Source organism: Allobacillus salarius (assembly GCF_007559425.1).
Classification (GTDB): Bacteria; Bacillota; Bacilli; order Bacillales; family Alkalibacillaceae; genus Allobacillus; species Allobacillus salarius.
This window is the reverse complement of the sequence record NZ_VMHE01000005.1, coordinates 23,013-45,130: the sequence shown is the minus strand read 5'-3', so window position 1 is coordinate 45,130 and position 22,118 is coordinate 23,013. Positions and strand designations below refer to the sequence as shown.

Annotated in this window: 25 protein-coding genes; 18 read left to right on the top strand and 7 right to left on the bottom strand. The window is 39.4% G+C overall.

Translation table 11 applies throughout. The features are described 5' to 3' along the window. Nucleotides 1-66 precede the first annotated feature (66 nt). Nucleotides 67-897, bottom strand: coding sequence for an HAD family hydrolase (locus FPQ13_RS04850; protein ID WP_144088203.1), 831 nt, complete (start codon nt 895-897; stop codon nt 67-69). 175 nt (nt 898-1,072) lie between these two features. Here FPQ13_RS04850 and FPQ13_RS04845 point away from each other — a divergent pair, with 175 nt between their 5' ends. Further along, complete coding sequence (locus FPQ13_RS04845; RefSeq protein ID WP_246065357.1) at nt 1,073-1,798, top strand: lysophospholipid acyltransferase family protein; 726 nt, start codon at nt 1,073-1,075, stop codon at nt 1,796-1,798. Nucleotides 1,799-1,843: 45 nt separating this feature from the next. Next, nucleotides 1,844-2,509, top strand: coding sequence for an SOS response-associated peptidase (locus tag FPQ13_RS04840; protein ID WP_144088202.1), 666 nt, complete (start codon nt 1,844-1,846; stop codon nt 2,507-2,509). 52 nt (nt 2,510-2,561) lie between these two features. Here the strand turns inward: FPQ13_RS04840 and FPQ13_RS04835 are convergent, their stop codons facing one another. After that, nucleotides 2,562-3,917 carry an alanine/glycine:cation symporter family protein gene (locus FPQ13_RS04835; protein ID WP_144088201.1) on the bottom strand — a complete coding sequence of 452 codons (1,356 nt, stop codon included), beginning with the start codon at nt 3,915-3,917 and terminating at the stop codon, nt 2,562-2,564. A 190-nt stretch (nt 3,918-4,107) separates the two neighbouring features. On the opposite strand from FPQ13_RS04835, the gene FPQ13_RS04830 reads away from it, so the two are divergent. The 3 genes from FPQ13_RS04830 to FPQ13_RS04820 all read left to right on the top strand — a co-directional run bounded on the left by FPQ13_RS04830 (nt 4,108) and on the right by FPQ13_RS04820 (nt 5,799). After that, on the top strand, nt 4,108-4,593 hold the full coding sequence (locus tag FPQ13_RS04830; protein ID WP_144088200.1) for a low molecular weight protein-tyrosine-phosphatase: 486 nt from the start codon (nt 4,108-4,110) through the stop codon (nt 4,591-4,593). Next, nucleotides 4,593-4,853, top strand: a complete 261-nt coding sequence (locus FPQ13_RS04825) for a hypothetical protein (RefSeq protein WP_144088199.1) — start codon at nt 4,593-4,595, stop codon at nt 4,851-4,853. The genes FPQ13_RS04830 and FPQ13_RS04825 overlap by 1 nt, the downstream gene beginning before the upstream one ends. A 97-nt stretch (nt 4,854-4,950) precedes the next feature. Then, nucleotides 4,951-5,799, top strand: coding sequence for a YihY/virulence factor BrkB family protein (locus FPQ13_RS04820; RefSeq protein ID WP_144088198.1), 849 nt, complete (start codon nt 4,951-4,953; stop codon nt 5,797-5,799). A 302-nt stretch (nt 5,800-6,101) separates the two neighbouring features. On the opposite strand, the gene FPQ13_RS04815 is transcribed toward FPQ13_RS04820, so the two are convergent. After that, a complete protein-coding gene (locus FPQ13_RS04815) occupies nt 6,102-7,271 on the bottom strand; it encodes an MFS transporter (RefSeq protein WP_144088197.1) in 1,170 nt (389 codons plus the stop codon). A gap of 107 nt (nt 7,272-7,378) precedes the next feature. Between FPQ13_RS04815 and FPQ13_RS04810 the strand changes: the two genes are divergently transcribed. The 6 genes from FPQ13_RS04810 to FPQ13_RS04785 all read left to right on the top strand — a co-directional run bounded on the left by FPQ13_RS04810 (nt 7,379) and on the right by FPQ13_RS04785 (nt 13,073). Further along, entirely contained in the window at nt 7,379-7,765 is a 387-nt protein-coding gene (locus FPQ13_RS04810; RefSeq protein WP_144088196.1) for an OsmC family protein, read from the top strand. A gap of 205 nt (nt 7,766-7,970) precedes the next feature. Further along, complete coding sequence (locus FPQ13_RS04805) at nt 7,971-9,284, top strand: Na+/H+ antiporter family protein (RefSeq protein ID WP_144088195.1); 1,314 nt, start codon at nt 7,971-7,973, stop codon at nt 9,282-9,284. A 106-nt stretch (nt 9,285-9,390) separates the two neighbouring features. Next, a complete protein-coding gene (gene pdaA, locus FPQ13_RS04800) occupies nt 9,391-10,170 on the top strand; it encodes a delta-lactam-biosynthetic de-N-acetylase (RefSeq protein ID WP_144088194.1) in 780 nt (259 codons plus the stop codon). A 304-nt stretch (nt 10,171-10,474) separates the two neighbouring features. Then, on the top strand, nt 10,475-11,344 hold the full coding sequence (locus tag FPQ13_RS04795) for a DNA-3-methyladenine glycosylase family protein (protein WP_144088193.1): 870 nt from the start codon (nt 10,475-10,477) through the stop codon (nt 11,342-11,344). Between the two features lie 308 nt (nt 11,345-11,652). Then, nucleotides 11,653-12,339, top strand: a complete 687-nt coding sequence (locus FPQ13_RS04790) for a hypothetical protein (protein WP_144088192.1) — start codon at nt 11,653-11,655, stop codon at nt 12,337-12,339. Between the two features lie 29 nt (nt 12,340-12,368). After that, a complete protein-coding gene (locus tag FPQ13_RS04785; protein WP_144088191.1) occupies nt 12,369-13,073 on the top strand; it encodes an OmpA family protein in 705 nt (234 codons plus the stop codon). 162 nt (nt 13,074-13,235) lie between these two features. Here FPQ13_RS04785 and FPQ13_RS04780 read toward each other — a convergent pair whose 3' ends face one another. From FPQ13_RS04780 to FPQ13_RS04770, 3 genes are read right to left on the bottom strand one after another with little or no spacing between them, the layout of a single operon-like run. Further along, a complete protein-coding gene (locus FPQ13_RS04780; protein WP_144088190.1) occupies nt 13,236-14,510 on the bottom strand; it encodes a hypothetical protein in 1,275 nt (424 codons plus the stop codon). A gap of 12 nt (nt 14,511-14,522) precedes the next feature. Continuing rightward, the gene (locus FPQ13_RS04775) at nt 14,523-14,993 is read right to left on the bottom strand and encodes a PilW family protein (protein WP_144088189.1); all 471 of its coding nucleotides are present in this window, start codon (nt 14,991-14,993) and stop codon (nt 14,523-14,525) included. Then, on the bottom strand, nt 14,990-15,415 hold the full coding sequence (locus FPQ13_RS04770) for a type IV pilus modification PilV family protein (RefSeq protein WP_144088188.1): 426 nt from the start codon (nt 15,413-15,415) through the stop codon (nt 14,990-14,992). The genes FPQ13_RS04775 and FPQ13_RS04770 overlap by 4 nt, the downstream gene beginning before the upstream one ends. A gap of 126 nt (nt 15,416-15,541) precedes the next feature. On the opposite strand from FPQ13_RS04770, the gene FPQ13_RS04765 reads away from it, so the two are divergent. The 7 genes from FPQ13_RS04765 to FPQ13_RS04735 all read left to right on the top strand — a co-directional run bounded on the left by FPQ13_RS04765 (nt 15,542) and on the right by FPQ13_RS04735 (nt 21,857). Then, nucleotides 15,542-17,200 carry a GspE/PulE family protein gene (locus FPQ13_RS04765; protein ID WP_342778570.1) on the top strand — a complete coding sequence of 553 codons (1,659 nt, stop codon included), beginning with the start codon at nt 15,542-15,544 and terminating at the stop codon, nt 17,198-17,200. A gap of 15 nt (nt 17,201-17,215) precedes the next feature. After that, on the top strand, nt 17,216-18,424 hold the full coding sequence (locus tag FPQ13_RS04760; protein WP_144088187.1) for a type II secretion system F family protein: 1,209 nt from the start codon (nt 17,216-17,218) through the stop codon (nt 18,422-18,424). 89 nt (nt 18,425-18,513) lie between these two features. Continuing rightward, on the top strand, nt 18,514-18,948 hold the full coding sequence (locus tag FPQ13_RS04755) for a type II secretion system protein (protein WP_144088186.1): 435 nt from the start codon (nt 18,514-18,516) through the stop codon (nt 18,946-18,948). Nucleotides 18,949-19,027: 79 nt separating this feature from the next. Further along, on the top strand, nt 19,028-19,786 hold the full coding sequence (locus tag FPQ13_RS04750) for a prepilin peptidase (protein WP_144088185.1): 759 nt from the start codon (nt 19,028-19,030) through the stop codon (nt 19,784-19,786). 11 nt (nt 19,787-19,797) lie between these two features. Continuing rightward, nucleotides 19,798-20,769, top strand: a complete 972-nt coding sequence (gene pilM, locus FPQ13_RS04745) for a type IV pilus biogenesis protein PilM (RefSeq protein WP_144088184.1) — start codon at nt 19,798-19,800, stop codon at nt 20,767-20,769. Next, nucleotides 20,770-21,303: a PilN domain-containing protein gene (locus tag FPQ13_RS04740; RefSeq protein WP_144088183.1), complete on the top strand. Its 534-nt coding sequence runs from the start codon at nt 20,770-20,772 to the stop codon at nt 21,301-21,303. It begins immediately after the preceding gene. Continuing rightward, entirely contained in the window at nt 21,300-21,857 is a 558-nt protein-coding gene (locus FPQ13_RS04735; protein WP_144088182.1) for a hypothetical protein, read from the top strand. The genes FPQ13_RS04740 and FPQ13_RS04735 overlap by 4 nt, the downstream gene beginning before the upstream one ends. Here the strand turns inward: FPQ13_RS04735 and FPQ13_RS04730 are convergent. Beyond that, nucleotides 21,834-22,112 (bottom strand): hypothetical protein, encoded by a 279-nt coding sequence (locus FPQ13_RS04730; RefSeq protein WP_144088181.1) that lies wholly within the window; start codon nt 22,110-22,112, stop codon nt 21,834-21,836. The two genes, FPQ13_RS04735 and FPQ13_RS04730, sit on opposite strands and share 24 nt — an antisense overlap. Between the last annotated feature and the right edge of the window lie 6 nt (nt 22,113-22,118).

Sequence of the window (22,118 nt, the reverse complement as noted above, 5' to 3'; positions counted from 1 at the left end):
TAATAATTCTTAACTATCATAAAAAAAGAAACCTGCTCATCGAAAGAGCAGATTTCTGAACTGCGCTTATTCAAATGTCGCTAATGTGTTCGTTAAAACCAATCGATCGTCATCAACAGGTGACTCATCGACATCAGTAATCCATACTGTGCTCATCCCTAGCTGTAAAGCTGGTGCAATTTCGTTCATGAAATTATCACCGACAGAAACAACTTTTTCAGCATCTACTTTGTATTTCTCGATGACGTAATTAAAGTGTTGCTTTGTATTGACTGGCTTCAACGCGGATGGAATCACTTCGACAAAAAATTGCTCTAGCTCTAAAAAGCTCAGCAATCTTTTCGCATCTTCTAAATCACTATTGGTACAAACGACTAATGTCTTCCGTTTCGAAAGCTCTTGCAAATAATCCTTCAAACCAGGTGTATGATTCAAAAATCCTTCGAGTTCTGCCATCTGGACTTTTGTTTGGTTATACGATTCCTTTATTTCGTCCACAGAAACGCCAAAATGACGAGCAACTGCGTAAGGTGGCCACCAGCCGTCACCAATTGGTACCCATTTGTCAAAGTCAAAGTCACTCGCTTGCATAAAAGAAGGAGCATTTTCAACTTCTACGACTTCATTGTCCCAGTTTCTAGCTTCTGTCAATGTTTCTTGAAAAGGGTCCCACGACCAAATTAAATCTCTTTCGCCGTCATAAATTTTACCGATTTGAAGAGGTGATTCGCCATTTTCATATTCATTGTATTTCTCTTGAAATGCTTCTCGTAAATCTTTACGTACTCGGGATTTTAAGTTTTCTGTATGTAATTTAAAATGCCCTTTACCTTCATACAATGTTCCGTCCAAATCAAAAATAACTACATCTGCTTGCTCGATGATATTTCGATACATGCAAAATCCCTCACTTTGTATATTCTAGAAATTATTTTACCATAGGAATGATAAGCTTGGTAATAAAACCGTATGTTAGTCAAAAGAGCTTTTTTTCACAGCTGTTTTTCTATACAATTATAGGTGAAGCGTTCTATTTACAACAACATCATACAACAAAGAGGGATGGATGACGGTGCGCACATTAAAAACATTGATCGTAAGCATTTACCGAGTGCTTCGATCTGTTCCAACATTGAAGAAAATAAAAAAGATGGATAGAGAGAACTATAGTCGCGAAGAATACAACGCAATCGTGCATGAACTTCCTAAAAAAATCGGGAGAAGGATTTTTAAATCTACAGGCAGCAAAATTGTCGTTAACGGAGATGAGAAAATTCATGACTCACAAGTATTGTTTGTCTCAAACCACCAAGGCAACTTTGATATTTTTGCACTTCTCGGTTACTTAAAAAAGCCATTTGGATTTATTTCAAAAATTGAAGTAAAAAAGATCCCAATTGCTCGAACGTGGATGGAAAAAATGGACTGTCTTTTCTTGGACCGAAAAGATCGCAGGCAATCATTAAAGACGTTTAAACAAGGGATCGAGTTGCTGAAAGACGGTCATAGCTTATTAATTTTCCCAGAAGGCACGCGGGCGAGAAGGGATGAATTGCTTGAATTTAAAAGCGGTAGTTTATCTTTGGCCAGAAAGGCAAATGTCCCTGTTCAACCGGTGATGATTAATGGCACTTACAATATTATGGAAGCCAACAATAATCGAATTCGGAAAGGGAAAGTGTACTTAACAGTTTGTGATCCAATACTGCCTGAAGAATATGAACATATGAGTCTTGACGAGCTAGCTGATGAAACGAAAAAACGGATTCAAGAGGCTATGGATCAGACGAAAAAGTAAGCTCGTTCTTAAAAAAAAGTAATGAATCAAAAGAGAGGTGTGCGTATGTGTGGTCGCTTTACGTTAACTGCTTCACCAGAACAAATAATGGAAGCTTTTGATTTAGATGAGTTACTGGATTGGAATCCGAGTTATAACATCGCTCCGACACAGGACGTACTGACGATTGTTAACGATGGTCAGAGAAATCGTGGTGGTAAGATGCGTTGGGGCTTGGTACCTTTTTGGGCGAAAGATTTATCCATTGGCAACAAAATGATTAACGCCCGCTTGGAAACTGCGAATGAAAAACCGAGTTTTAAACGATTGATGGAGCGAAGACGCTGTTTGATTGTTGCCGATAGTTTTTACGAATGGATGAAAGAAGACGGAAAGAAGAAACCGCAGCGAATTTTTCGCGAAGATCAGAAGCTGTTTACGTTCGCTGGCTTGTGGGATCGGTATCGAGAAGGGGAAGACGAATACATTACGTGTACAATATTAACGAAAGACTCGAATGCATTTATGGAGCCGATCCATCATCGTATGCCAGTCATATTGCCTAAAACCCATGAACAAGAATGGATAACGCATGAACAAAAAGATGCGACTGAGATGCGTGACTGGTTATTGTCATTGGACGATGTTACGTTCGATCGCTATGAAGTCGACTCTTACGTCAATTCGCCTAGAAATAACGATGAGAGCTGTATTGCTCCGCTGACAACATAAAAAGAGCCGGTCTTGGTAGATCCAAGATCGGCTCTTTTCAGTTTCAATTTATTTAACTGGCTTTTCTTCGTTCTTCTTTAGCAACAGAGGAAAATCGTTTTGTTTCTGCAACAACAATGCCAGATAGACCGAGCAACCCGATTAAGTTCGGGAAGGCCATTAGTCCGTTCATGACGTCCGCAAAAACCCAGACCGTTTTTAGCTGAGCGACTGCACCGACAAAGATCAAACCGATGAAGACGACTCGGTAAATGAATAAACCACGTTCATTCGTTAGGTAGTTAAAACATTTCTCTCCGTAATAAGACCAGCCTAGTAAAGTGGAAAAAGCGAAGAATACTAGGCCGAAAGCAACAATGTAGCTACCGAAGTCTCCTAAGAAGTGTCCGAATGCAGCAGAGGTTAGATCCGCTCCATCATATCCACCTGCGAAAAATTCGGAGCCCGCCATAACGATTGTAATACCAGTAACAGAACAAACGATAATCGTATCAATCAGCACTTGCGTCATGGAAACTAACGCTTGTCGAGCAGGGTAGTCCGTTTTAGCAGCAGCAGCTGCAATTGGAGCAGAACCTAAACCAGCTTCGTTTGAGAAGACTCCACGAGCAACCCCGTAACGGATGACGGCACCAATCGCACCACCTGCAACTGCATTACCAGTAAATGCATCTGTGAAAATTAATCCAAGCGCGGCAGGTACTAAATCGAAATTCACGAATAAAATGATGAGCCCACCTATGAGATAAAGCGCTGCCATAATCGGTACAAAAAATGCAGTTACTTTTCCGATACTTTTGATACCGCCAATAATAACAAGCCCGGCTAATACTGCCAAAACAATACCAGTGACAGCCCCGTGAACATTGAAGTTACTTGCAAGAACATCAGAAACCGAGTTCGATTGCACCATGTTTCCGATACCGAACGCCGCAATCGCTCCGAATAAAGCGAAGAGTACACCGAGCCATTTAGCGTTCAATCCTTTTTCTAAGTAATACATCGGCCCACCAGACATCGTTCCATCTTTACTTTGGACACGATACTTTACAGCGAGCAATGCCTCAGCATATTTCGTCGCCATACCGACTAATGCCGTGATCCACATCCAAAAGACAGCACCCGGTCCCCCAAGTACGACAGCTGTCGCAACCCCGGCAATGTTACCGGTACCAATTGTAGCAGCCATCGCAGTCGTCAATGCTTGGTAATGTGAGATATCACCATCTGACTTTTTGTCTTGCCCTTTTTTAGAAAAAGATAATTTAAGTGCATAACCCATACTGTGAAACTGTAAAAAACCAAGACGAATCGTCAAATAGAGACCTGTACCAACGAGAAGCACAAGAAGGGGAATTCCCCAAACAATATCACTTGCCTTACTGAGAATATCATTTAACTGTCCCATCGTCGCATTCCTCCTTTTTTAGATAATTGGCTATCAACTAAATTTTCAGAAAAATTAAAGCGAATGTCAAGCTTTTTTTGAGGATTTATGGATGAACTCAAAAAAACCTTGTTTACTAGCACTATTCGAGGGAAATAGATATTATGAATATAATGTTATTATTTTATATTATAATTAAGCGGGTGATGGAATGGTGAAAGTATTATTTGTCTGTCTCGGGAATATTTGTCGTTCACCGATGGCAGAAGCAATTTTTCAAGATTTAGTGAGTGAAAAGGGGTTGGATGATCAAATAGTCATCGACTCTGCCGGAACAGGTGACTATCATGTTGGTAAATCACCGCATGAAGGTACAATTCAAAAGCTGACGGATGCAGGCATTAATTCAAGTGGTCTTGTTGCTCGTCAAATTAGCGAAGAAGATTATCTCCATTTTGATTACATTATTCCAATGGATGATGATAACTTGGACAACATACGTAAACAAATCGATGAAGATTCAACTATCGTCGTTAAAAAACTATTGGATTTCGTGCCGGATTCTGAAGTGAAAAACGTACCAGATCCGTATTTTACAGGAGATTTTGACGAAACATATGAATTAGTTTTTGAAGCTTGTCAACATTTATTGAACGATGTAAAAGTAAAACTTGAACCATTACAGGAGGAATACTAATGGAAAAATGGAAAAAAGGTATGTTAGTTGGAGCTGCACTTGGTTTATTTGTTTCATTAATCGATCGCCAAGAAAGAGAGAAAGTCAAAAATTATTCTAAAAATATGGGAAGTGAGATACGTCAAGTATACTCCCAGCCGTCGACGGCCATTTCACAATTACGAACAAAATTAAATGATGTTACAAGAGGCACGGACCGTGTCATCCAGCAATTGAATCAGTTGGAATCATTCTTTAATAAGTATGATAACCGTAAATAAACATGCATATAGTGAACGATAAGTATGAGTATTTGCTCAATGACTTATCGTTACTTTTTTTCATCAAATAAAACGAAATATATTGCAGGTGACGAGAATGATTTTTGAGAAAAAATTTTGGAAAGAACTATTTACGGAGTTTAGTAATGATGACGTAACGGGCCTTGCTGCTCAATTATCTTATTTCTTCTTGCTATCGTTATTTCCATTACTAATTTTCCTATTATCATTAGTTTCATTTCTACCGGTTACTCAAGATGACATTTTTAATATGCTCCAAGAATATTTGCCACCGAATACGCAAGACTTGATTCAAAATAACGTGCAGCAAGTAATTGATGGCGGTGGTGGCGGCTTATTATCGTTCAGTATTATCGGTACGATTTGGTCTGCTTCCGTCGGTGTCAATGCGTTATTGCGGTCGTTTAATCGAGCCTATGAAATTGAAGAAACTCGCTCGTTTATTGTGGCTAGGACGCTGTCTATCGGGCTCACGCTATTAGTTTTATTCTTGATTGCTGTTGCCCTAATGGTGCCAGTGTTCGGTCGATTGCTCGGTGAATACGTCTTCGGCATGATCGGGCTTTCTGAGCAATTCGTTCAAATTTGGTTTGTCATTCGCTGGATATTGACAGCGCTCATATTAATCGTCGTACTAACGATTTTATTTTTCATCGGACCGAACAAAAAGTTAAAGCTTGTACACACGTTACCAGGAGCGACGGTTGCGACAATAGGATGGATGCTCACTTCATGGGGATTCTCTTACTACGTTTCCAACTTCGGTAACTATTCAGCGACGTACGGCAGTCTTGGAGGGATCATTGTGCTCATGGTATGGTTATTCTTATCAGGCATGATGATCATTATCGGTGGCGAGGTCAATGCAATTCTCGATCGTCACAACCGCCGCTTGCTTTCAAGAAAAAAACAAATACCTGAATGACCAGCAAGCAACTGACTTGAATCGAATGAAACCCGAACTAAGATTGTGGACCTTAGTTCGGGTTTTTGTGCGCACGGTATGTGCTATAAACTGGTGGTGAAAGGCCACTGCAGGCTTGGCAGTAGAATTTTAGCCAATGGTAAGAGTGTCTATCAATGAGAAGCGTCTATTTGCAATAAGAAGCGTATCTAATCAGGGGTAGCGAGTGAAAGTCATGCTCTATCCCGGAATAGAAGCGTTCTAATCGGAGGTAGCGCTCAAAAAGTGTGCTCTATCCCCGAATAGGATCTCGCCAAAAAACACTAAGCGTTGTTCGGCTTTTTCTTCGGACCAAAGAAATACATCATGATACTGACAGCTGCCATGAACAATGCAAGCATGAGGAAGAAGGATTGATTAGCGAAATAATCAAGGTAAAAGCCGCCAAGGATTGGACCGGTGATGCTGCCAATACTAAACGCAACGCCACATAATATATTTCCAGCAGGCAAGAGCATTCTTGGCAACAGGTCTGTCATATAGGCAATTCCTAAGGAGAATAGCGAACCTAATAATAGTCCTGCCAAAATAAACGTAGCGAATAATCCGATGAGGTATTGGTCGAACCATGTACCCGCAAAGAAAATAGCTGTTCCACTAGACAAAACAATTGTTAACATTTTCTTTCTGCCAATTCGGTCGCTAAATGCGCCAAGTGGAATTTGTGAAATGATGCCCGCACCAGCAAAGCAAGGAACGATAATCGAAATCAGTGCAACATCATAACCGATCCGCATTGCGTAAATTGGGAAAATACTGTGTAAGACGGTTTCCAAAAACCCGTAAGCAAATGGTCCGAGTAAAGCAATCCAAGCAATTTTCGTTGCATTCGTAAAACGGGCTAATGTATTGGAAGACGAGATATCCATCTCTGTCTCATCAACTGGATAATCGTTTTTAATCCAAAACATAAATATCCATACAAACAAACATAGAACAGAACTAACGATAAACGGGAGATTTTGATGGATTGCTACTAACTGAGTAAATAATGGCCCAATGGTGAACCCTAAACCAAACATCAACCCGTAAATCGCGATATATGTACCACGTTTATGATCGGGTGTCGTGGTCGTAATCCATGTTTGCGTACCGAAATGAAGAATGTTATCCCCAATACCGATAAGCAATCGCAAAGCAAACCAAAACCACATTGATTCCCAAAGTGTAAATGAAAATAATGCAATAAAGACAACAGCACCACCGAGTAAGATGACTGGTTTATAGCCATATTTACGTAGTGGTGGCTCTAAAAATGGAGAAACAATTAAAATTCCTATGTATAAAGCTGTCGCATGAAATCCGTTTAACGAGGAAGAAACTCCATTTTGTTCAAAAATGATAGAAATTAGTGGCAATAATAACCCTTGTGAAAAACCAGAAATACCGACAAGACCGACGAGTACGGCAAATCTTCTTGCTGAATAGGACATAGACAATCCTCCGTTGCTTATAAGCAAAATTGAATGACGAACTTTCTCTCTATGTTAAAATAGAACCAGTTGAAAATCACGAAAAAAGAAGGATAGGTGAGTGACGAATGAAATTCACAGTAACAGAAGAAAAAATTACTAGTGAGCTTCCTGCAGGTGAACTGACGATTTCTGGAGATGAAAATGAAGGATTCCGTCCATTCCAGTTAATGGTTTCTTCATTGGCTGGCTGCAGCAGTTTAGTATATAAACGTATTTTGGCAAAGCAAAAGGTCGAATGGGATGAAATGACAGTTGAAGCGGATGTCACTCGTAGTGAAGACGAAGTGAACCGCATCGAAAAAGTGACACTGTTATTTAAAGTAAAAGGCAAAGATTTGAACCCAAAAAAATTACAAAAAAGTTTAGAGATTGCCTCGAAAAACTGTTCAATGGTTCAATCCGTAGTACCAACGATTGAAGTAGAAGAAAAAGTAGAAATCGTAGACGCGTAAAAATGTAAAGCGCTCAATAGACTCATCTTAGCTAAAGCTAGGATGAGTTTTTTTGTTGATGACCAAACTGAAAGACAATGCCTTTGATCGTAAACACATATTTAAAAATATAATGAATAAATTTAAAAAAGGGTTGTATTCATTTTAAAAATCCTTTACTCTAGTAAACAGATAAAGAGATAAATCGTTAAAGGGGAGAAAACAAATGGCATTTGTCGTTATCGCATCAGTACTAATCATGGTTATTTTAAGCTTATTGAGAGTAAACGTACTTCTAGCAATCGTCATATCAGCACTTTCAGCAGGCTTGATGTCTGGTATGTCGCTCGCGGACACAGTTAAATTATTTGTTGAAAACATGGGTGGCAGTGCAAACACAGCACTCAGCTACGTGTTGCTCGGTGGATTTGCAGTAGCGATTAGTTTGACAGGCATTACAAGAGGACTCGTTCAATTTTTACGGAAAGCGGTCAAGGGAAAACGCGGAGTGATGTTAATCGCAATTGCTCTCATCGCATCCTTATCACAAAACGCAGTCCCAGTGCACATCGCGTTCGTTCCAATTTTAATCCCACCATTAATTGCTTTGTTCGATAAAATGCAATTGGATCGACGTGCGGTAGCGACTTCATTGGTCTTCGGTTTAAAAGCACCATACGTCATGTTACCGGTTGGTTTCGGGTTGATTTTCCAAGGAATTATACGAGATAACATGGTAGAGAATGGAATCGAGTTTTCGTTGAATGAAGTCACTCAAGCGATGTTGATTCCAGGATTGGGAATGGTTGTTGGGCTGTTGATCGCCCTATTTATTACGTATCGGAAAAAACGCGATTACAGCCAGATCGAAGCAACTGAAGCGACTTCAAACATGGCAGATGAAAGTGATGAACCATTCCGTTTCGAAACGAAGCACTTCATGACATTGATTGCCATCGTTGCTGCATTAGTCGTACAAATCATCACAGGAGAAATGGTGCTCGGTGCCTTAACCGGTTTGCTTCTCATGTTTATCTTAGTAGCAGTACCATTTAAGCAAGGCGAAGAGGTGATGTCAAAAGGGATTGGCATGATGGGAATGATCGCCTTCATTATGTTAGCCGCATCAGGTTTTGGTGAAGTGTTAAAACAAACAGGTTCTGTTGAAGCGCTAGTCGATGCATCATCAGGCATGCTAGAAGGTAACAAAGCGGTCATCGCAATGATTTTACTCTTAGTCGGTCTATTGATAACGATGGGAATCGGAACGTCGTTCGGTACGATTCCAATTATTGCAGCATTGTACGTTCCAATTGCTTTAGCTGCAGGGTTTTCGCCAATGGCCATTGCTGTTCTGATCGGTACAGCCGGCGCATTAGGTGACGCAGGTTCACCAGCCTCTGATAGTACGCTCGGTGCGACTGCTGGATTGAATGTTGACGGAAAACACAACCACATTTGGGATACGTGTGTACCTACATTCATTCACTTCAACATCCCGCTACTCATTTTCGGTTGGGCAGCATCGATACTTTTATAAAAAGTATGAAGGTTGGTTGTTTCTTTGTAAAAAGGGACACCAACCTTTTTTGAATGGTTTTTCTTCTTTCTGCGAAACCTATAGGCAGAGAAGGAGGAAGATTTTTATGAAAAAAATATTAACTACTTTTTTAATAATTGCTTTTGTCATTGGTCAAAGTTTGCCCATCTTAGCTGTATCTAATGAATCTTATGGATTCGGCTATAAAAAGACGGAAGGAGAAATACCGCCAGACTTAGGATTTTACGCACCATTAATTGAGAAATATAACGGTTACTATATGGGGAATCCAGATGAAAAGAAAATTTATTTAACTTTTGATAATGGCTATGAAGAAGGCTATACAGGAATGATCTTAGATGTTTTAAAAGAAAAACAAGTACCGGCAACGTTCTTTCTCACCGGGCACTATGTTGATGATGAGCCAGAGCTAACGAAGCGCATGGTGAATGAAGGCCATATTATCGGTAACCATTCCGACAAACATTTGGATTATACAGCAGCAAGTGATGAAAAAGTAAAAAAAGATCTGCAAACACTTGATGAAAAAATTACAAAGGTAACATCTCAAGATCATGTGAAATTCTTCAGACCAGCAAAAGGTGTCTTCAGCGAACGAACACTAGACCTTACGAATAAACTAGGCTATGTCAATGTATTTTGGACAGTCGCATTAGTCGATTGGAATACAGGGGAGAAAAAAGGGTGGGAGCAAGCCTATCGAGGCGTCATCGATCAAATTCATCCAGGTGCAGTTGTGTTGTTACATGCGGTTTCTGAAGATAATGCAGAAGCACTCAGCCATTTAATTGATGATTTACGAAAAAGAGGTTACGAATTTGCGTCACTTGATGAACTATTGTGGGATGAACTGTTGCCGTTTTAATCTGGTGAGTGGATTTATTGACAGTTAGCGCGTGCTTATCAACAGTCAGCCCAGCTCTATCGACAGTTAGCCAGCACCTATCGACAGTTAGCCAGCACCTATCAACAGTCAGCCAGCATGTATCAACAATCAACGTAGCTTTATCAACAGTTCGCACACATTCATGAACAGTAAATGTGGAGTAAATTGTGTCTCCTCACTTTTTTCAAAGTTCCTGCCTCTCCTGGTGAAGCATATCAATTTTTTGTCAGCCAGCTGTTAACCATGTAAACTAAGGGTTAGTTTGAAAAGGGAGAGAAAATGAATGTGGAAAGAATATTATCATGCGCCGGGAATGTATGATTTCGATTACGCTTTAAAGCGATTATCATTAGATCCGTTAATTAACGTAAATAAAAAAGAACGATATGTCGATGTGCCGTTAAAGCTAGCTGAGAATGATCAATGTGTTGTTCGAGTAAAAGCAGAAGGAACAATTGAAAAGCCTGTTTTCTCTGTCATGTCCGATCATGACGAACAACAAGATGTTATTTTTGAACACATCCGAAATATATTTCAGTGGGATAAAGACCTTCAGGAGATTCATGATTATTTCCAAGGATCAGATTTGTCACTGCTATTCTTCACATACCCAGGCACGCCAATTGTGCGGGACTTTGATTTATATGGTTCATTAATGAAAACATTAATTCATCAGCAACTTAATTTACGGTTCTCGTATGAATTGACTTCACGGTTTGTGAAAGCGTATGGAAAAGAAGTCGACGGAGCTTGGTTTTATCCGACACCAGAAGAAGTTGCGAAATTGGACTATGAAGACTTGAAACAACTTCAATTTAGTCAGCGGAAAGCTGAGTATGTCATCGATACATCACGAATGATTGCAAATGGCGAGCTTGATTTGAAAGAAATTAGCCGGTTAACGAACGAAGAAGTGTTCAAGAAATTAGGTGCCATCCGAGGCATTGGTCCTTGGACGGTACAAAGCTGGCTGCTGTTCGGGTTAGGCCGTGACGATTTACTGCCTGGAGCCGATATAGGAATCCAAAATGCTTTGAAGCGACTTTGGAAAATGGAAACTAAACCACTGAAGGATTACATTGAAGAAAAAGCTGAAGATTGGGCACCATATCGGAGTTATGCGGCAATTACGCTTTGGAGAAGTATAGAATAGGAAAAATATCCGAGACAATATTTTTGGGAGGTAAACTTACCTCCTTTTTTATTTTTACATAGGATTTTCTTGTAAGCAACGTACATTTTACATAAAAAAATCGAATCTAAAATACTTATCAATCGCTGACACTTTCATAATAATAGAGTGTTGCACTGATTATTATTTTATTGGGAAAATTGACCAAATTGATGCATATTTATGGTATTATAAATGTAAATATCAGAAGACTAATCAAACAGATTACTCTTAAAGAGAAAGTATTATTTTATGAATACAATGTATTTTGTAATTAGGAGGAATTTTTTATGTCGAAGCGTTTTTTTCTTTTGTGTTTTATGCTTATTTTTACCGTAACTGTAGCTGTTGCCTGTAACAGTGAAAGTGATGATGAAGCGACGAATGATCAAGAAAATTCAACTCAATCCAGTGAAGATAAGAACGCTCAAGATAGTGAGGAATCTGAATCCGACTCTGATGATACGCAGAATGATGACTCAACAGAATCTGAGTTAAATGATGATCAAAGCTCAAATGATACAAATGACGATGTTGAAAAGCAATCAACTACTTCTGATGAGCGTGCTTCTAATGATGACAAAGAGCTGCCGGAAACCATTGAAATAAATGAGCAAATTCAACACGAAGAAGGTGTTACTTTTACACTTGAGAAAATCTCTTTTAAAGAAGATCATATTACAGTTGACTTTAATGCCGAAAACCATTCAGGATTTAAACAATATTTAGCAAGCGGAGGCAGAGCTAAAAGTTCAAATTTAGGTGGTATCACGTTACAAGACAATACGGGTTATAACTATAGGTATGTTGCCGATGATGACTCTGACAGAATTAAGCTTGAGGATATGGAGAAGGTCACTGCGACAGTTAGTTTTGCGGGAAGAATTCAAGATGATGCTCAATCACTGACGTTAATATTTAATCCTGATAATGTAGAACCCCAATTTAATTTTGAAGATATTGAAATCGAATGGTAGTCAACATATGGTAGAGAGGAGTATCCTCAATGCGTTCTAATTATAAATACATTTACTTAAGTATGATCCTTATTGTTTGTATGATATTTTTCTCTGCATGTAGCAATACTGAAAAAAGTAACGGTGAATCAGTGGATGATAAGGATGTTACAAGTGATGAAAGCAATACAACAGATGAAAATGAAAGGGTTAACGAAAGCGAAAACGAATCTGTTCAAGAAGAGAAGGTTCCAACTTCGACATTCACTATAACAAAAATGTCATTTGGTTCCATAATCCTTAAGACTAAGAGTGACGTTGACTCCAATTTTGAAAAAGAAATAATGGAAACATTGACTGAGTATAACGCTGTTGGAACAGATGATGGTGCAATGTTGACGTTACCTGAGGAAATTTTATTTGATTTTGACTCCAGTGAATTGCGTCCTGGCGCTGATGAGGCGATTGAACAACTATTACAAGTGATAGAAACAACCGATGATACAGTTACAATCGTTGGACATACGGATAGTAAAGGTGAAGATAGCTACAATCAAGAATTATCCAAAGACCGAGCGGATGCTGTCCTTGATGCATTAGTCAATAAGGGTGTTGAAAAGGAACGGATGACTGCCGAAGGAAAAGGGGCATCCGAACCAATTGCCCGAAATTCAAATAGTGATGGCTCGGATAACCCTGAAGGCAGACAGAAAAATCGTCGGGTAGAAGTGACGGTGCACGGCTTTAACCAATGATATGGCGATAAGCGGGCGGGACCCAATATTGGTTGCTCTCTTAACGACCTTACGAGCAATTAGGTACTGACTTCGGTCGGTGCCTTTTTTTGTGTACTAATTAGTTATAGCAATCAATAATGGTACAAGTTTGAGATCATATATTTAGCCGAACTCACTATATTAATACTCTCCATCAACTAAATCCACCCCTGTATCACCGTCACCACTACCACCCGTTTCTGGTAATGGATAATTGGCACAGACACTAGCGAAAGATGGTTTTTTTAGTTGGTCAATTATTTGGAGTCTTGAAGGATTAACAATTGTTTTGCCATTGCCATGAATCGTTAAGTCACCTACTACACGAAGACGGTTAGAGATGCTATTAAAATACTTTTGAGGGTCTTGATTGACGTGAATCGTAATGTCACCACCTACTTGCAATGAACCTTTATTTTTATGAAAGAAAATCCCTTGTTTAAACAACGCGTCCCCGCCAACCGAGACAGTAACTTTATCAAAATAAGCGGGTTCATCAGAAATAAGGTGTTGCCTGACACCAAACTGGCTTAAGTAATCAACCCCTTGTTTGAAACGTGCACTTCCACAAACATTAAACGCAGCGTGTTTATTGGATTTTGAAACTAATTGGCCCTCGAAATACGCGTGATCACGAATCAATACTTGAGTATGCGGATTCCCATCTATATACATTTCGTTAAAGACACCCAAACCGAGAATCGTTAGCTTAGCATTACTGTCAACATTAATCTTTCCATCCGAATAAAAGTCACCTGTAGTCAGTTCATTGTTTTTTATTGTTGCTCCATCCTCACCAATATAAACCGTTTCACCTTCTTCTGCCTTGCAACCGTTTAAGTTCTCTGAACAGTCATAATCCGGATTTTCAGGTGGTGATGGGAATTCGTTGCTAACCGAACCCCAATCATCAACATCATCGAGTGAGCCACCGCTTGTCGCAAATCGTAAACGATAAGTTACATAAATATCTTTTTCAGTTTCATCGTCTACACCGGTCACTTTGAGGAATAGATTTGCACCGTCATCGGTCATTTCATAACTGGAATTTTTCCGATCGTCTTTAGATACCAAGAATTTGCGCTCTGGATAATCATCATCAACAGTAAAATCAGCTGCTTCCTCACTCAACATTTTAAATAAATTGTGAAAATATATCGCCTTACCAGCGGTCTCAAAGTCTTTTTCATCGACATATTCAGTGAGTTTCATCTCAGTGAAATCCGTACCGAGCTCAGCCAAATGAACCGCCCGATAGTCTTCCGCGATGATTTGATTTTGCTTTCCTTGCGTTAAAATCGAGTTCATAATGACCGTAGAAAAAAACATGATGAGTGATATAACGATCAGCACCATCAATAAAGCAGCGCCATTGTTGTTGGATATAATTTTTAAGAAGTGACGATTTCTTTTCAAAATGACCATCCTTTACTCGTTCCTCGAATCCGACTTCGGAGATATGCGGTATAGCTGTGTATCGATTGAAAATTTTTTGAAACGTTGATCGCTCGATGGAACAACGGTTACTTGAAGCGGAATGGACCGTTGCGATGATAAGTTAATTTGAATCGATTCACCTGGTTGCAAAGCCGTTTGATTCAGTGAAACATCAATTCTGTATGGTGATGTATTAATCGTAATCGAATCATCGCCATTGCTTGTGAGCAAATAAGAAGATTCACTTTGTCTGTCAAGTATGTAAACATCCGCTTTTCGATGTGTAGTAATCAAATGATTGATGAATAGATTGGCTTCTTGTTGAGCGATTGAACGTGTTTCCGTTTGACGGTAATTTTCGATAGCTTGTGTAGCCATTGAAAAAATGAGTGTACTCACTAAGAAAAATAAAACCAATCCAGCAAGCAACTCAACTAACGTAACTCCTTTTTGATTTTTCATGAAGTCACCTCGAATAAATAATAAGTCCGCATAATTTCTTCATTATCTTTGTGTAAAATTTTAATGATACCTCGTAAAATATTTTCATCATCTGATTCTCGAAGTTCAACTTCTAACGAAAAATCAGGATGTTTGATAAATTGACCATCGTTTTGAACAGAGGGAATCTCTAACGAATCCCTCGTATTGAATTGTTCATATGTACCGGGTGACAACTCATTTGCATCAAGGTTTCGCATATCTTCCAACACAAGATTACTTAGATTTGTCGCGGTTAATTTGTCTTCATTGATATTTTGAAAGTTTGCTGATTGCGGGAACAGGGTAAAAAGACCTAGAAGAACGATTGACAAAATAGTGAGCGCTCCGAGTATTTCAATCAGTGTAAAACCTCTCTCATTAAAAGAAATATATTTTTTCATAGTAAATAACCTCGATTTAGTTATAGGACTTTAGTATAATGTGATTATTAAGAATAGTATAATATTAAATTACTAGAAGTAGCTTTAAAAGTCACATAAAAGATGACAGTTTAAGGGGAATTACAAGTGGTCAAAAAAATGAAGCTTCGACTTGGCGAATTACTCGTGCAAGCTGGTTTGATTAGCGAAGAACAATTGAATGAAGCGCTTGAAAAGAAAGACTCCAGTCAAAAACTCGGAGACTATTTGACTGAACAGAATCTAATAACAGATGTTCAAGTTGCTGAAGTGTTAGAAGAACAGCTTGGTTATCCACATATTCGTCTACATAATTATTCATTCGATACGACACTTTTAAAACTTATCCCGAAAGAGTACGTTCAAGAGAAAAGCATCGTTCCATTGAAACGTGAGAAAAATAAGCTCTTTTTAGCCATTTCTGATCCGCTAGATTATTTCACACTTAATGATGTCAGGTTAATGACTGGATTTGAAGTCGAACCCGTAATTGTCGTGAAGGATGAAATCAGACAAGCGATTTTAACGCTTTATGAGCAGGAAGACTTCACGGAAGAACTGGAAGAACAATTTCGGGAGGAAGCGGTTCATGACTTAACGATGGAAGAAGCAAGCTCGCCGATCGTGAAAATTTTGAACCAGCTTTTCCAGCAAGCTGTCATACAAAAGGCGAGTGATATTCATATCGACCCGCAAGAAACGAAGGTGTGTATCCGCCTACGAATAGATGGAGCACTAAGGACGGAACAAACCTTTTCTAAAGGTGTACAAGCATCATTAATTACCCGGGTAAAAATTTTAGCTGGTCTTGATATCACTGAACAAAAAGTGCCGCAAGATGGACGAATTAAGATGAAGGTAGAAGGTAGAAAAGTGGATTTTCGTGTCAGTACGCTGCCGACCATTTTTGGCGAAAAAACCGTTATCCGAGTGCTTGACACTGCGGCTACCTCAAACAACTTAGAGGAACTCGGCTTCTCTGAAAAAAATTACGAGAAGTTCGTCAAGATGATTGAAGAACCTTTTGGCATTGTGCTATTGACCGGACCGACCGGCTCAGGAAAAACATCCACCATGTATGCCGCACTCACCCGATTAAACGATGAATCGATTAATATCATCACGGTCGAGGATCCGGTGGAGTACCAATTGAATGGCATCAATCAAATTCAAGTCAATCCGAAAGTCGATTTAACATTTGCAAATGGATTGCGGGCGATTCTGCGACAAGACCCCGATATTATCATGCTCGGTGAAATCCGTGACCAAGAGACAGCAAATATGGCAGTCCGAGCATCAATTACAGGACACTTGGTACTCAGTACGCTTCATACAAATGATTCGATTGGAGCGATTGACCGATTGAAAAACATAGGTGTCGAACAATTTTTGATTGGCTCCTCGATCAATGGCGTGGTTGCACAACGCTTAGTGAGGCAGGTTTGCCGCGAATGTGTACGGGTTGTGGAACCATCAATTCGGGAAAAAGCTATTTTTAGTAAGTATAATATAGAGATAGAGGCGCTCAAACGAGGTGCCGGCTGTCCGTCATGTAATCAGACTGGCTATCGTGGCAGAACAGCGATCCATGAAGTGTTATACATCGATGATGAGATCCGAGAAGCGATATTAAATGAAAAAACATCCGTTGAAATTGAACAATTAGCGAGGGAGAAAGGGTTTACCTATTTGTTCGAGGATGGGTTGCACAAAGTAAAACAAGGACTTACGACGACCGAAGAAGTCTTCCGAGTCGCTCAAGAATAACTGGGGGCATCGATCATGGCATCGTTCCGCTATACTGTATTTGATATCGAAGGAAAAGTTGAAAGAGGAAAGCTTGAAGCTTACAACAAAGAACAAGCTCAAAAAATACTGAAAGACCAAGGCTATAAAATTGAAGCCATTAATGAAATAAAAGAAACGATTTGGAACAAAGATCTTTATTTCGGTAAAATCGTTAAACCGCGTGAGTTCGTCGTATTTTTAAGGCAATTTCAAGCGTTATTGAAAGCAGGTTTAACGATTGTTGAAGCGATTCATTTATTACGTGAACAAACGAAGAATAAATATTTTCACAAAGCTTTGTATTATATCGAAATCGATTTACGTCAAGGAAAGTCACTGACACAAGCGATGGCGAATCATCCGAAGATTTTCTCAGAATTTTTTCGAAACATGATTCATAGCGGAGAAGAGAGTGGATCACTCGAACCGACACTCAGTGCGCTAGCAGATTACTATCATAAGCAGCACCAGACAAATCAGAAGATGAAATCTACATTTGCCTATCCAGTTACCGTTCTAGTCGTCGCCATTGCCGTCGTCGTATTTCTATTAATCTATGTCGTTCCACAATTTGTCGCGATGTTTAATTCGTACGAAGCAGAGTTGCCGAGTGTAACAAAATTTGTACTCGGAGCAAGTGACTTTGTCGGCAACTTTTGGTGGTTGCTACTAATTCTAATAATTGGTATTATTTCATTAATTTATTATTTGTTTAAGCAAGAAAAAACAGGGATGAAAATGGAACGATTTCTATTAAAACTACCTGTCATCGGAAGTATATTAGTTAAATCAAACTTAGCGTCAATCGCCCGGTCGATGAGCTCCTTGCTAGGAAATTCAGTTCCGATTATCCAGGCAATGGAGCTGACCGAAAACACGACGAGCAATCGAATTTTTAAGAAAGCTCTCGTAAGGACAAGACATTCGCTTATCCAAGGCGGGTCTTTCGCAGAACCACTGAAGAAGCACTGGGCATTTCCTTACATGTTCACTGAAATGATTGCTGTCGGCGAGCGAACCGGGTCATTGCCGGAAATGTTAAAGCAAGTCGCAAGCTTTTATGAAGAAGATTTGGAAACAGCCAACGAGCAACTGAAATCATTATTGGAACCATTGCTGATCATCACATTATCCGTAGTCGTTGGAACGATTATCTTATCAATCATCATGCCAATGTTTGAGCTGTTCAATCAAATTAATTAATTGACACATCGTCATCGCTAGAGTATTTCACCATATTCCAAGTGATGTTTGAATAACATAATAAAACATTTAAAAGGGGAGAGGATTTTATGCAAGCTATTTTAAGAAAGCGTATTGGCAATTCAAAAGGGGTTACACTTGTTGAGTTGTTGGCAGTACTCGTTATTTTGGGGATTATCGCATTGATCGCCGTGCCGGCGATTGCGGGGGTTATTGAGGATTCGAAAGAGAGTAGTATTAAATCTACTGCGATTAATATGATTAATGCTGCTGAGTTGTATGCAGTAACAAACGATGTTACTGAAGTAACATATGATAATATAAAAAATGATTATGTAAAAGAAAGAGACGGGATCACCTGGAAAACAACACCAAAATTTGATTTGTCTGGTGATGAGATCAAGTTTTCAGGTAAAGCAACTATAGATGATGATGTCACAGTTAATTTCAATGATGCTACTGTTAACGATATAAATGAATCTGAGGGTGGAGATGTCGGTACTTCTGCAGGCGGTGAGGCATAAAAAAAAGCAACCAAGGTTTTGATTAAAAAGCGCGGCGATTCGCCGCGCTTCCTATTAATCTAGTTAGGAATGATGGCGTTTGATCATAGGAATTTATCTTTACATAGCGGTCCTTGGTTTAATCTTGGGGTCTTTTTATAATGTGGTAGGTTTACGCATACCAAATCGGGAGTCAATCGTACACCCGCCATCGCATTGTCCGAATTGCCAGCACCGATTAACACCACTTGAACTCATCCCGGTTTTTTCGTATATCGCACTCGGTGGAAAGTGCCGAAACTGCCAGTCGAAAATCTCATCAATCTATCCATTCTTTGAAGCGTTGACAGCGGCATTGTTCTTGTTTGCTTTTTATCATATCGGCTTTGATTGGAATCTATTAATCGCTTGGAGTTTGATCAGTTTATTAATTATCATTTCGATTTCCGATATCCATACACAATTAATTCCCGATCGGATTCTCATTTTCTTCTTTCTATTAATAGGTTTGTTACGTGTTTTTGTACCAACAGAACCTTGGTATGATGCTTATCTCGGAGCCGTCGTAGGATTTTCCATATTACTGATTCTCGCTGTCATTAGCCGTGGGGGTATGGGAGGCGGCGATATTAAGTTATATGCCGTCATCGGTCTTGCTCTCGGTATGCAAAATACGATTCTATCTTTATTATTGGCCGCATTTCTCGGTACAATTGTCGGCTTGATGTTAATGCCTTTTGGCAAAATCAAACGAGGCGTACCTTTTGCGTTTGGGCCATTTATCGCGGTCGGTGCATTATTGGCCTATTTTTATGGCGATTCGATGATTGAGTGGTATATTACAACATTCTTCTATTAAAAGGTGAAAACATGAAAAACAATCTATTCATCAACTTGGAAATTAAAGATTATGTCATTCGATTCGTTGAATGGAATGCAGAGACAAGAACGATTGTGAAATTCGACGAGCATTATATTTCGCGAGGAATCATTTCCAATGGAGCGATTGAGAATCGAGACGAGTTTTTAAAAATCATCAGAATGTTAACCAAGAAATGGCGTTTGAAACGAAAACAGATCAGAATGACGATGCCTGATGCATCCGTGATTATTCGGAAACAATCCATTCCTTCAACAGTTGTTGAAGATGAGATTCAACAATACGTATCATTTGCATTAGGCGAATCAATTCATCTGCCATTTGAACAACCGGTGATTGAGACACTTTCTTTAAGTACAAAGGAAGACGCCGTGGAAGAAAAAGAAATCGTCATCATTTCAACAGATGAAGAGCTTGTTCATGAGTATGCCGATTGCTTTCATGAAGCGGGTTTAAAGCTCGTTTCAATTGATATTTCACCATTAAATTATTATCGACTATTGGAAGATCAAGAACTCATTGAACAGTCGGATGAGCTTTTATTAATTCAATATCATGTAGAGAATGTCGTATTTGCTGCGATGGAAAATGGATATCCGATCTTTATCCAGCAACTTTCATTATTTGACGATACGACCGATCCACAAAGCTACGGACCAACATTGCATAAAGAGGATTTTAGTCGCCAAGAGGTGATGGAACAATTCAGCGAAATCAACACAGAGATTGAACGAATTCATAGGTTTTTTCGATACTCCATGAACGATGGGAAGAAGCAATTTACGAAAATGGCATTAGTCGGTGACACGCCATTTTTGAGTGAGATTCGTAGTCAATTGGAAGAGCTTTATGATATCCCGGTAATTGAATTGGATGTAGAACATTTTTCCGGACCAAAGGGTTTAGAGGTCGAGGAGCGATTTCATCAAGCTTTAGGGCTAGCAATGAGGGCAGGGATCTAGATGGCAGTCGAGATTAATTTATTACGTAAAAAAGAACCGAAAAATCAAGGGTCTTTTCTAGTCGGTGCGTTATTAACGATAACGACTGTATTAGCTGTTGCCATCTGTTTTTTGCTCGCCTGGCAACAAGGGAATGAAATGAGTTTAATCAATAGCCGCCTTCAGCAACAAGAGCAACTTAACCAAGCATTGATCGAGCAAGTTGAAGGCCCGTTGAATGATAGTGAATTACAACAGCGGAAAGGTTATGTTGAACAAGTTCGTCCATTATATCCAAAAGTTAGCTCAGCCTTGCAACAAGTCTCTAACCAATTGCCAAGTTCAGCAACGATTGAACAGCTTACCTATAATGAAAACATCGTTGAAGTCTCGGTGAATGTAAGTACGAGCCATCAAGCGACGCAATACTTAAATCAATTGAGAGAGCTTCAAGGTGTGGATGATGTGTTGCTACATTCGATTTTGGCCATCCCGGAGGATAATCAATACTCCGCTGTTTATACGTTGCAAATTGAAGCGGGTGAATCATCATGAAAATAAAGCTTCAACCAAGTCAAATTAAGATAATCATTGTTTGGATGCTCCTTCTTGTTGTAGGGGGGACGGCGTTTTACTTTTTTTATTATAATAGTCAAGCAGATGAATTAAGCCGAACTGAACAAAAGCTGGAGATCGAAAAACAGCGAGAAAAAGCACTGAAGCAAGCTAAAAATGAACAAGAAGAAATGGATGAAATAACGATGGATGATTTACTCGTTCAATTGCCCGAAGGACTTGATGAAGAAGCTTTTGTACAGTCGATCGAGCGAGCAGCAAAGAGAAGAAAAATTGTCGTCGGAGAGTATATTTTCGAGGAGCCAACAGCCATATTTGAAGACAAAGAAATCATCCAACAGGTTGTGACATTGAATGGGCAGGCCAATTCGACGCGTGCAATTGAGCAATTCATTCAACAATTGGAGTCGGAAGAACGGATTATTCAAGTAAGCCGAATGACATATCAAGAGCAGGATGCCGATGATATAGGATTCCAGGCTGAAGTCATCATCTATGGAACAGGTAAACTAGTGAATCGAGAAGATGGATAAGAAGAAAGCTGAGCAGTCGATAAGGTTATCGATTCTCAGCTTTTTTTGTACTGAAAAAGCTTCAGCATTAAATTCGATTTCTTCAGCGTTAATTGAGTCAGCATCAGTGTTGAATCCAGTTTCTTCAGTGTTAATTGAGTCAGCTTCAGTGTTAAATCCGGTTTCTTCAGTGTTAATCAGCTCGGCTTCAGTGTTAAGCACGACACCTTCAGTGTTAATCAGCTCGGCCGCCATCTTTACCACTTCGCGTGACAACAACGA